This window comes from Streptococcus parasanguinis, assembly GCF_001578955.1.
Classification (GTDB): Bacteria; Bacillota; Bacilli; order Lactobacillales; family Streptococcaceae; genus Streptococcus; species Streptococcus parasanguinis_U.
In genome coordinates, this window is record NZ_KQ969689.1 from 259,634 (window position 1) to 270,246 (window position 10,613).

Here is a 10,613-nt window from a genome sequence, read left to right on the forward strand (position 1 = left end):
CAAAGATACGATTCTTATTGCGACTCGAAATGAGGGAAAAACCAAAGAATTCCGTAATATGTTTGAAAAACTGGGCTTTGAAGTGGAAAATCTCAATCAATACCCAGAGCTTCCAGAAGTCGAAGAGACAGGTCTGACCTTTGAAGAGAATGCCCGCCTGAAAGCTGAAACCATTGCAGAGCTAACTGGGAAAACAGTCTTAGCGGATGATTCAGGTTTGAAGGTAGATATCTTGGGAGGCTTACCAGGAGTTTGGTCAGCTCGCTTTGCGGGAGTTGGTGCGACAGATGCGGAAAACAATGCGAAATTGTTGCACGAATTGGCCATGGTTTTTGACTTGAAAGATCGTTCGGCCCAGTTCCATACGACCTTGGTGGTTGCAAGACCAGGCAAGGAAAGTCTAGTGGTGGAAGCAGATTGGCCAGGGTATATTAATTTTGAGCCCAAAGGGGAACACGGCTTTGGCTATGACCCTCTCTTCTTAGTTGGGGAAACGGGCCGTGCTGCTGCTGAATTAACGCTAGAAGAAAAAAATACACAATCACATCGTGCTTTAGCTGTTAAAAAGTTATTGGAGGTATTTCCATCATGGCAAAGCAAACAATCATCGTTATGAGTGATTCGCATGGAGACCGCTCCATTGTTGAAGCTATTAAAGAAAAATACCTAGGTCAGGTCGATGGGATCTTTCACAATGGGGATTCTGAGCTAAAAAGTGACGATCCTGTCTGGGAAGGGATCCACGTTGTCCAAGGAAATATGGATTTTTATGATGGCTATCCGGAACGCTTGGTGACCCAACTAGGGCCAACACGGATCATCCAGACCCATGGGCATCTCTTCCAGATCAATTTTAGTTTTCAAAAATTGGATCTGTGGGCCCAAGAGGAGGAAGCAGATATCTGTCTATACGGCCACCTTCATATCCCAGATGCTTGGAAGGAAGGAAGAACCCTCTTTGTGAATCCTGGATCCGTTAGCCAACCTCGTGGTCTGATTCGGGAGTGTTTGTATGCCAAGATAGAGATTACGGATTCGAACTTTAGGGTAGAGTATTATACGCGAGAGCATGAATTGTATCCTGAACTGACAAAGGAGTTTAGCAGATGATAGCAAAGGAATTTGAACGTTTCTTGCTGACGCAGGAAGAGACGTTCTTAACTCCTGCCAAAAATTTAGCGGTCTTGATTGATACCCACAATGTAGACCATGCGGTCTTGCTGTTGAGCCAGATTAGCTATAGTCGCATTCCGGTAGTGACGGATGAACGCAAGTTTGTGGGGACGATCTCCCTAACGGATATTCTATCTTATCAATTGAAACACGAGATTCCTGAGGAGACTTTTGCTTCGATGGATATCGTAGATGTTGCAAAGAAGGAGGTCGGGGTCATCGGCTTAGACTTCAATTTGACAGAAGTCCTTCACAAGTTGGTGGATGACTCCTTCTTATCAGTGGTGGATGAAGAAGGGTATTTCCAAGGGATTATTACGCGGAAATCGATCCTCAAAGCCATCAATTCGCTGATGCATAATTTTTCAAATGAATACGAGATGATTCCAAAATGAAAGAATTTATTGCAAGTTTTATTGATCAAAAAGAACTAAGTGAAAATTCTCAGTCAGCCTATTTCTATGATTTGGACCAATTTATTGAATCAATTCATGGAAAAGTAACACCGACTAATTTGAGAATTTACCAAGCTTCGATTAAAGATTTTAAACCGGCGGTTCAAAAACGAAAATTATCCGCCGTTAACCAATTTTTATATTATTTGTATCAAGAACGCTTTATTTCTGAATATCATCGTTTGGTCTTGCCTAAAATTCAACCGGCCAAAACCCATGATCGTGAATTGTTGGATCTGACCCATTTTTGGGAAGAATCAACCAATCCACAGGGACGCTTGATGGCCTTATTGATTCTGGAGATGGGCTTATTGCCAAGTGAGATCCTCCAAGTCAAGGTCGAAGATATTCAGCTGGACTTTCATGTGATTCGAGTGGGCAAAGATGGCCAAAAACGAGTTTTAAAAGTTCCAGAGCCTTTACTGGATGAGTTGCAGCTCTTCCTCGATGGTGTCTATCTCTTTGATAATAAGGGAAAATCATACTCCCGTCAGTGGGGATTCCGGCAATTAGAAGCCTTCTTGATTGAAAAAGGCAACCAAGACCTTTCGGCACAATCGATTCGTGAGCAGTATATTTTGAAACAACGTGAACTCGGTGTGGATCTCTTTAGTATTGCGCGTGAATTGGGCCTAAAAACTATGGTGACATTAGAAAAATATAAATAATGGATATTAAATTTAAAGATTTTGAAGGGCCTTTGGATCTCTTGCTCCACTTGGTCTCTAAATACCAGATGGATATCTATGAGGTCCCCTTGATTGAGGTGATTGAACAGTATCTGGCTTATCTGGCGACTCTCCAGGCAATGAAACTAGAGGTGGCAGGGGAATACATGCTGATGGCTAGTCAACTAACCCTGATCAAGAGTCGAAGACTTCTTCCTAAGGTCGCAGAGGAGATGGATGAAGCAGAGGATCTAGAGCAGGACCTCCTTTCTCAATTGGAAGAGTACCGTACTTACAAGCAATTAGGAGAGTTGATGGCCTCGCAGCACGAGGAGCGCGCCCTCTATTATTCGAAACCGAAGATGGAATTGGTCTATGACGATACTGAATTACTTCATGATCGCACCACGGTGGATCTCTTCTTGGCTTTCTCAAAACTATTGACCAAGAAAAAAGAAGAATTCCGCCAGAACCATACAACCATTGTCAAGGATGAATACAAGATTGAGGATCTGATGGACCAGCTGCGTCACCGATTCCACGATCGTTCACAAGTTCTCTTGCAGGACTTGTTTCTAGAAGCAGCGGATCTCCAAGAGGTCATTACCCTATTTCTTGCAACCCTTGAATTAATCAAAATTCAAGAGGTCACAGTGGTACAGGATACGGCTTTTGGAGAAATTTACTTAAATAGGATTGAACATGAGCAAATTAGCTGAAATTGAAGCACTCTTATTTGTAGCGGGTGAAGAAGGAATTACTGCCAGACAAATCGCAGATCTTCTCTCTTTACCCCCAACAGGTGTGGTGCAAAGTTTAGAAAAATTGGTCCAAAAATACCAGGAGGATACAGATACCAGTCTGTGTTTGATGGAGACAGCTTCCCGTTATAAATTGGTGACAAAGGCAGACTACGCTTCTGTTTTACGAGACTATTCTAGAACGCCTATGAACCAAAGTTTGTCTCGGGCTGCCCTTGAAACCTTGTCAATCATTGCTTATAAGCAACCGATCACCCGTGTGGAGGTCGATGATATTCGGGGTGTCAATTCCAGTGGGGCCATTACCAAACTACTATCATTTGATCTGATCCGTGAAGATGGGAAAAAAGAAGTCCTCGGGCGTCCTAATTTGTATGTCACGACGGAGTATTTTTTGGATTACATGGGGATCAATCATTTGGAGGAATTGCCAAAGGTTGAGGAAGTGGACCTCAATCCAGAGGAAGGTCAATTATTTTCAGAGAGAACAGAGGAATTAGATGAGAATTAACAAATATATCGCCCATGCAGGCGTGGCTAGTCGTCGCAAGGCCGAAGAACTGGTCAAGCAAGGCTTGGTGACGGTCAATGGCCAAGTCGTGCGTGAATTAGCGACCATCATTAAAACCGGAGATAAGGTTGAAGTAGAAGGGACTCCAATCTATAACGAAGAAAAGGTCTACTATCTTTTAAATAAGCCACGTGGCGTCATCTCTAGTGTATCGGATGATAAAGGGCGGACAACAGTCGTTGACCTTTTATCTCAAGTACCAGAGCGCATCTACCCAGTAGGACGTTTGGACTGGGATACATCTGGTGTCTTGATTTTGACCAATGATGGTGATTTTACAGATGAGATGATTCACCCGCGAAATGAAATTGATAAGGTCTATGTGGCGCGTGTCAAAGGGATTGCCAATAAGGAAAACTTGCGTCCCTTGACGCGAGGAGTGACCATTGATGGAAAGAAAACCAAGCCAGCGACTTACGAGATCTTAAAAGTGGATGTCGAAAAGAACCGTTCAGTGGTTCAGTTGACCATTCATGAAGGGCGTAACCACCAGGTTAAAAAGATGTTTGAAGCGGTGGGACTTTTAGTGGATAAACTCTCCCGGACCCAGTTTGGGAATTTGGACGTCTCAGGACTACGTCCGGGTGAATACCGTCGCTTGAATAAAAAAGAAATCAGCCAGCTGCACAATCTAGCAGTAACTAAATCTAAAAAAGCATGAAAATAATCCTGATTGCGCTGGTCAGAGGCTATCAAAAATGGATCTCTCCCCTATTTCCGCCTTCTTGTCGCTTTCAACCGACCTGTTCCAATTATATGATCCAAGCGATTGAACGTTTTGGTGTGAAAGGTGTCTTGATGGGGGTTGCGAGAATCTTGCGTTGCCATCCGGGAACCAAAGCGGGACCAGACCCCTTGCCAGACCATTTTAGTCTGAAGCGAAATGAAGAATCAAAATAGGCCGATCGCAAATAAACAGAAACACCCTTAGAAATTATTTTTCTAAGGGTGTTGATTTTGTACAAGAGTTGTCTATCAGCGTTTAGACCATGTTTTAGGGAGAAAGAGAAGAATCATTGGATAGATTTCAAGCCGTCCGGCAATCATGGCTAAGGAAAGTAAAAGTTTTGAAATCGGACTAAAAATGGAGAAGGTTTGACCTGTTCCAATCATAGGTCCAATGTTGTTGAAACAACTAAAGACAGCGCTGACAACCGTCATGAAGTTATTATTGTCTAGACTCACTACAAAGAGTAGGCCGATCGTGATAAAACTGTATATTGTAAAGTACTTGAGGATCTGATGCTGTGTATCCTTATCCAATACCGTATCATTGACATGCAAGGTCAGAACGCGATTCGGAGACAAGGTCGAAAGAACCTGATTTTTTGCGATTCGCCATAAGGTCAAGCACCGAATGACTTTAAGCCCCCCAGCGGTCGATCCAGCAGAACCACCGATGACCATCAGCATCAAGAGGATGAACTGAGAAAAGAGAGGCCATTTTTCCGTCGTTCCATAACCAAAACCGGTGGTGGTGATGATATTGGACACTTGGAAGAAGGAAATCTCAAAACTCTTCGCAACATTGGCATAGAGATGAAGGCAATTGTAGGCAATCAAGACACTCGATACAAGGACGATCGTGATATAGGTCCGCAATTCCTCATCTTTAAAGAAGGCCTTGAATTTTCGAATCATGAGGAAGTAGTAGAGGTTAAAGTTAACCCCGAAGACTAAGACCCCGATACTGACCAAATAGGTGATCAAACTACTATTGTAGTGGGCGATCCCATCGTTAAAGACGGTAAAGCCCCCAGTACCAGCCGTCCCCATGGCGATGACAAAACTATCATACAGGGGCATGCCAGCAAGGAAATAAAGAACCACAAAGAGGAAGAACAAACCCAAGTACAAGAAGTAGAGAATTTGAGCCGTGTTTTTTAATTTGGAAACGACCTTGCCAAACACTGGACCAGGAACCTCTGCCTTCATGACTTCAAGGTGGCTGTTCTTGTTATTGTCCATAATCGCAAGGGCAAAGACCAATACTCCCATCCCACCTATCAAGTGGGTAAAACTACGCCAAAATAGGAGAGAGTGGCTGAGGACACCCACATCGTCTAAAATCGTTGCCCCTGTTGTTGTAAAGCCGGAGCTGACTTCAAAGAAGGCATCGATAATGTTTGGAATTTGGCCCGAAAAGACAAAGGGAAGGGCACCAAAGAAGGACCATAGGATCCAACAAAGTGCTACAATCAGGACTCCTTCCTTAGCATAGATGTGAAAATCCTTAGGTTTGTGAAAACTACCAAGGAGGCCAAACGCAAGTAGGATGGCCATGGTTGCTCCAATAGAAACAAAGACTTTGGCAGGTTCCCGATAGATTGCAGCGACCACTAGGGGAACGATTAGGAGACCTGCCTCGATTAAGAGGAGTTTGGATAAGAGGTAACGAATCATGCTTCTATTCATCAGGCTTACCTCTCAAGTAGATCGTAGATTTTAGTGACATTTTGAATCAAGGTGGTCACGATAATCCGATCCCCTACCATCAAACGGTCATCCCCATTCGGGAAAATAGCCTTGCCTTCTCGAATAATGGCAGCGATCAAAACGCCCTTCTTCAATTTCAATTCAGAGAGGGGATATTGGGTTAATTTGTTGTCTTCCTTAATTTGAAACTGCAAGGTTTCAATCCGGCCGTTTGCGACATGGTGCAAGGCTTCTAGGTTTGAGAACTGAGCATTGTAGCGCCCGCGAATAAAGTGCATAATGGTGTCTACAGCGATGCGTTTTGGAGTGACAATACTGGTCATATCCTGATCGCCAATGATCTCCAACAGACTGGTTCGGTTGACTTTGGTAATGTTCTTTTTGACTCCGACAGAATCCAAGAACATGGAGGTGATGATGTTTTCTTCATCGACCCCTGTCAAAGTAGCCACAGCATCAAAGTTATTGGCACTCTCTTCTAAAAGAATGTCTTTAGCGGTTCCGTCTCCATGGACGACATAGAGGTCAGGGAATTCTTGGCTAAAGAATTCAGCTCGTTCGCGATTGACTTCGATGACCTTGAGATCGATTTTGCGACGCACATCCTGGAGAATATTGAGCAGATAGTAGGCAATTTTTCCAGCACCAATCATCATCATGCTCTTAATGACTTGAGGTCGGACATTGTTGTGGAAGAGAACGATCTCGATCCGATTACCCGTTACGAAAATCTTGTCTTGGGGCTGCAAAACAAAGTCTCCATTTGGAATCGTGAGTTCATTGCCACGCTCGATTGCACAAACAATGACGTTTCCGTATTTCTTTCGGAATTGGGATAGGCTCATATCGCAGAGATTGCTATCTGGCTTGATCTTAAATTCCATCAAGGCAACACGGCCGTTTGCAAAATGCTCCACAGAAAGGGCATTTGGGAAGTCAATGATATTAGCAATATAACGAGCTGTCAGTAATTCAGGATTGACAACCAGGGAGAAGCCCAAGATATTTTTTTCCTTGAAGTAGGAATTGGAATATTCCGGATTCCGCACCCGAACGATGGTTTCTTTGGCTCCCATTTTTTTAGCTAAAACAGCAGAAACCATATTTACTTCGTCGTACTCGGTCATGGAAATGAAGATATCGCAGTCTTCAACATCTGCTTGCTCCAAGATCTTGAAGTTTGCGCCATTTCCTAAAATCCCAATGATATCAAACCGTTTGGTAATATGGTTAAGAACGGATTCGTCTTTTTCGATCAAAATAACATCGTGGTTTTCAGCAACGAGAGAACGACAAAGGGCCGTTCCGACCTTTCCTCCACCAACAACAATAATTTTCATAGAATACCTCCAGAGTATGCTTCTATCATACTCTATTTTCAAGAAAAATTCATCTTTTTAAGGATTTTCTGGTGGAATTTTGAGAAGCTAAGAACAAGTAGGAAAAATCGTCAAAAGAGTAGAACGAGGAGGGATCGAAAACTTTGATAAAGTTTCTTAAAAAAATCTAAAAAAACTATTGACAGGAGCTTCAAAAGTGATATACTTAGAAAGTACCTTCGTTGATTTACCTCAAACCTGTTGTGAGTTAAGTTAATGAAGCTGTAACCACGCTGTTTGCTGAGCTTGACTCCGGGCAGTGTGGCTATTTTTTTATCAGAAAGAGATCGAGTATGAATATTGAAGAACTGGACTACCAAGAGTCAGCAGCTCAAAACCACATCGTCTTGTTCCAACCTCAGATTCCACAAAATACGGGAAATATTGCACGGACTTGTGCGGCGACCAATTCTCCCTTGCATATCATTCGCCCCATGGCTTTTCCGATCGATGATCGCAAAATGAAGCGAGCAGGACTCGATTATTGGGACAAGCTGGATGTCCGTTTTTATGATAGCCTGGAAGAGTTTATGGAAGCAGCGAGCGACGGTCAGGTGCACCTAGTGTCCAAGTTTGCCAATCAGACCTATTCGGACGTTTCTTATCAGGATGGGAAGTCCCATTATTTCTTGTTTGGACGCGAGGATAAAGGTTTGCCGGAAGATTTTATGCGCCAGCACGAGGAGAAGGCCATTCGCATTCCGATGAATGATGAGCATGTCCGTAGTTTAAATGTCTCTAATACCGTCTGCATGATTGTCTATGAGGCACTCCGCCAGCAAGGTTTTAAGGGGCTGGAGTTGAGCCATCGTTATGAGCATGACAAGCTCAAATAAAAACGAAAAATTAAAACACGAACGATGTAATCCATGACGTTACAAAAACTTGCCTAGGCAAGTTTTTTTTGTTATCATAAAAGAGTCTTCAGGGCAGGGTGTAATTCCCGACCGGCGGTGACTTTTATTAGGAAATGTTCTTTTCCATACTCTAAAAGAAGTCCGCGAGCGCAAGCTGATGTGGTGTGACTCCACAACCGACAGTATAGTCTGGATGGGAGAAGACGAGAGACGAATAGACTGACAGCTATTCTGATCTGTTTAGAGCTGCTGCATGGGAATAGTACGTTGGAGTCTAAGACTGATTAACGGCATGTTTCGATGGAGACCAGCTAAAGTAACTAGAATGTTCTCTAGTTTAAGCTTTGTTTAAATAGTTTAGAGTAGAATGATGGAGTAGACGTCTTTCCAGCTTCTCTAATTTTTAAAAAATTGGAGGAACCTGTTATGACAAATACACGTAAACTGACCCTAGTGGCTGTTTTATCCGCTTTATCTTTTATTTTGATGTTCTATCAATTTTCTTTCTTGATAGATTTCTTCAAAATTGATTTGAGTATCATCGCCATTTTGTTGGCCTTGGTCCTATTGGATTTTAAAAGTGCCGTTTGGGTGACCTTGATCCGATCTGTCCTTAAGTTAGCCCTTAATAATAAGGGACTTGAAACCTTGATCGGATTACCAATCAATATCATTGGAGTTCTTGTTTTTGTTCTTGCTTTTGCATGGATTTGGAACAAGGAACGGACCCATGGTCGATTTATCCTGGCAACGATTGTTGGAACGATCAGCTTGAGTATCACGATGGTATTAGTGAACTATGTCTATGCAATCCCTTTGTATGCTCGCTTTATGAACTATGATATTTCGAAAACACTAGGGCTTGTCCACTATTTAGCCGCAATGGTTGCACCGTTTAACCTGATCGAAGGGGTGATTTGGGCCATCGCATTTGGGTTGATCTATACCTTATTGCAACCGATTTTGAAAAAATATGAAAAATAAACAACAACATTGGGCGAAGGCAAGCTTCGCCCTTCTCATTTTTGTCATTCTCGGGTATGTGATTCGCTTTTACCCGCAACAATTAACAGGCTTTGATGGTACGATTCAATCTGCTATTCGAGGCGATCTGCCTGCAACACTGACGGCCTTCTTTACCAAGGTGACCCATGTCATGGATACCAAGATCATTGTCATCTGGGTGGGCCTTCTGCTAGTGGTCTTTGCCTATAAGAAATGGTACAGTGAAGCTCTTTTTCTAGGGAGCAATCTGGTATTGACTGGTCTTTTGGTTCTTCTTCTAAAGAATATCTACCAGAGACCGAGACCAAGTATTCTTCATCTAGTAGAGGAAAAAGGCTTTTCTTTCCCGAGTGGTCATTCACTGGCGTCTACCCTTGTTTTGGGAAGTTTGATCATCATCATCGGCCAACATGTAAAACATAAAACAGCCCGCTATTGCCTTCAAGGCATGCTGGTTCTGGGAATTGTAACCATTGTGGTTTCCCGTATTTATGTTGGGGTCCACTATCCATCAGACGTTCTCGGCAGTATGATTTTGGGCCTTGCTGTCTTACAGTTTGAGTATCCCTTGTATGATCGCTTGCGATTTCAATGGCGCTTTACAGGCAAGCAAAAATAAGCATCTAACAACTAGGAGTTGAACTCGCGTTTTGAGTTCGACTCTTTTTTTGCTATAATGAAGGGTATGAAATCCTACAATACCTTGAATGATTATTATCGAACCTTATTTGGAGAAAAGACCTTTAAAGTCCCTATTGATGCAGGCTTTGATTGTCCCAATCGAGACGGAACAGTCGCCCACGGTGGCTGTACTTTTTGTACGGTCTCGGGTTCAGGAGATGCCATTGTGGCCCCAGAAGCTCCGATTCGAGAACAGTTTTACAAAGAGATTGACTTTATGCATCGGAAATGGCCAGATGTGAAGAAATACCTGGTCTATTTTCAAAATTTCACCAATACCCACGATAAAGTAGAAGTCATTAGAGAGCGGTATGAACAGGCTATCAATGAACCAGGAGTGGTAGGAATCAACATTGGTACGCGTCCGGATTGTTTACCAGATGAGACCTTGTCCTACCTAGCAGAGCTGACAGAGCGCATGCATGTGACGATTGAGTTGGGTCTTCAGACGACTTATGAAACGACTTCTGAATTGATCAATCGGGCCCATAGTTATGATCTCTATGTTGAAACAGTCAAGCGTATTCGCAAACAGGTGCCCAAGGCAGAGATCGTCTCCCATTTGATCAATGGCCTTCCTGGGGAGACGCATGAGATGATGGTGGAAAATGTTCGCCGTTGTGTGAC

14 protein-coding genes and 1 riboswitch are annotated in these 10,613 nt (G+C 43.1%); of the genes, 12 read left to right on the forward strand and 2 right to left on the reverse strand.

The genetic code is table 11. The features are described 5' to 3' along the window. From SPADD19_RS01215 to yidD, 8 genes are all read left to right on the forward strand, one after another. Nucleotides 1–616: nucleoside-triphosphate diphosphatase (locus tag SPADD19_RS01215; RefSeq protein ID WP_128861554.1), on the forward strand; the 616-nt coding region annotated here is incomplete at its 5' end. Continuing rightward, nucleotides 589–1,110: a metallophosphoesterase gene (locus tag SPADD19_RS01220; RefSeq protein WP_003005619.1), complete on the forward strand. Its 522-nt coding sequence runs from the start codon at nucleotides 589–591 to the stop codon at nucleotides 1,108–1,110. The genes SPADD19_RS01215 and SPADD19_RS01220, both read left to right, overlap by 28 nt. Then, the gene (gene cbpB / locus SPADD19_RS01225; RefSeq protein ID WP_003005120.1) at nucleotides 1,107–1,568 is read left to right on the forward strand and encodes a cyclic-di-AMP-binding protein CbpB; all 462 of its coding nucleotides are present in this window, start codon (nucleotides 1,107–1,109) and stop codon (nucleotides 1,566–1,568) included. The genes SPADD19_RS01220 and cbpB overlap by 4 nt, the downstream gene beginning before the upstream one ends. Beyond that, the gene (gene xerD, locus SPADD19_RS01230) at nucleotides 1,565–2,296 is read left to right on the forward strand and encodes a site-specific tyrosine recombinase XerD (RefSeq protein ID WP_003005319.1); all 732 of its coding nucleotides are present in this window, start codon (nucleotides 1,565–1,567) and stop codon (nucleotides 2,294–2,296) included. The genes cbpB and xerD overlap by 4 nt, the downstream gene beginning before the upstream one ends. Beyond that, complete coding sequence (locus SPADD19_RS01235) at nucleotides 2,296–3,015, forward strand: segregation/condensation protein A (protein ID WP_003013218.1); 720 nt, start codon at nucleotides 2,296–2,298, stop codon at nucleotides 3,013–3,015. The genes xerD and SPADD19_RS01235 overlap by 1 nt, the downstream gene beginning before the upstream one ends. After that, a complete protein-coding gene (gene scpB, locus SPADD19_RS01240; protein ID WP_061454990.1) occupies nucleotides 2,999–3,568 on the forward strand; it encodes an SMC-Scp complex subunit ScpB in 570 nt (189 codons plus the stop codon). Before SPADD19_RS01235 ends, scpB begins: the two co-directional genes overlap by 17 nt. Then, nucleotides 3,558–4,289, forward strand: a complete 732-nt coding sequence (locus tag SPADD19_RS01245) for a pseudouridine synthase (protein ID WP_061454991.1) — start codon at nucleotides 3,558–3,560, stop codon at nucleotides 4,287–4,289. Before scpB ends, SPADD19_RS01245 begins: the two co-directional genes overlap by 11 nt. Beyond that, the gene (gene yidD / locus SPADD19_RS01250) at nucleotides 4,286–4,528 is read left to right on the forward strand and encodes a membrane protein insertion efficiency factor YidD (RefSeq protein ID WP_061454992.1); all 243 of its coding nucleotides are present in this window, start codon (nucleotides 4,286–4,288) and stop codon (nucleotides 4,526–4,528) included. The genes SPADD19_RS01245 and yidD overlap by 4 nt, the downstream gene beginning before the upstream one ends. A 75-nt stretch (nucleotides 4,529–4,603) precedes the next feature. Here the strand turns inward: yidD and SPADD19_RS01255 are convergent, their stop codons facing one another. Both SPADD19_RS01255 and trkA read right to left on the reverse strand, forming a co-directional pair. After that, a complete protein-coding gene (locus SPADD19_RS01255; RefSeq protein ID WP_061454993.1) occupies nucleotides 4,604–6,043 on the reverse strand; it encodes a TrkH family potassium uptake protein in 1,440 nt (479 codons plus the stop codon). Between the two features lie 5 nt (nucleotides 6,044–6,048). Further along, nucleotides 6,049–7,404 (reverse strand): Trk system potassium transporter TrkA, encoded by a 1,356-nt coding sequence (trkA, locus tag SPADD19_RS01260; protein ID WP_061454994.1) that lies wholly within the window; start codon nucleotides 7,402–7,404, stop codon nucleotides 6,049–6,051. A gap of 332 nt (nucleotides 7,405–7,736) precedes the next feature. Between trkA and SPADD19_RS01265 the strand changes: the two genes are divergently transcribed. From SPADD19_RS01265 to mnmL, 4 genes are all read left to right on the forward strand, one after another. Further along, on the forward strand, nucleotides 7,737–8,279 hold the full coding sequence (locus tag SPADD19_RS01265; RefSeq protein WP_003005113.1) for a tRNA (cytidine(34)-2'-O)-methyltransferase: 543 nt from the start codon (nucleotides 7,737–7,739) through the stop codon (nucleotides 8,277–8,279). An 80-nt stretch (nucleotides 8,280–8,359) separates the two neighbouring features. Next, nucleotides 8,360–8,509: riboswitch (FMN riboswitch) on the forward strand. Between the two features lie 202 nt (nucleotides 8,510–8,711). Then, a complete protein-coding gene (locus SPADD19_RS01270; RefSeq protein ID WP_371605441.1) occupies nucleotides 8,712–9,284 on the forward strand; it encodes an ECF transporter S component in 573 nt (190 codons plus the stop codon). Continuing rightward, nucleotides 9,274–9,924, forward strand: coding sequence for a phosphatase PAP2 family protein (locus SPADD19_RS01275; protein WP_061454995.1), 651 nt, complete (start codon nucleotides 9,274–9,276; stop codon nucleotides 9,922–9,924). The genes SPADD19_RS01270 and SPADD19_RS01275 overlap by 11 nt, the downstream gene beginning before the upstream one ends. A 57-nt stretch (nucleotides 9,925–9,981) precedes the next feature. Then, the coding region (mnmL, locus tag SPADD19_RS12005; protein ID WP_164905830.1) for a tRNA modification radical SAM protein MnmL/YtqA at nucleotides 9,982–10,613 on the forward strand (632 nt) is incomplete at its 3' end.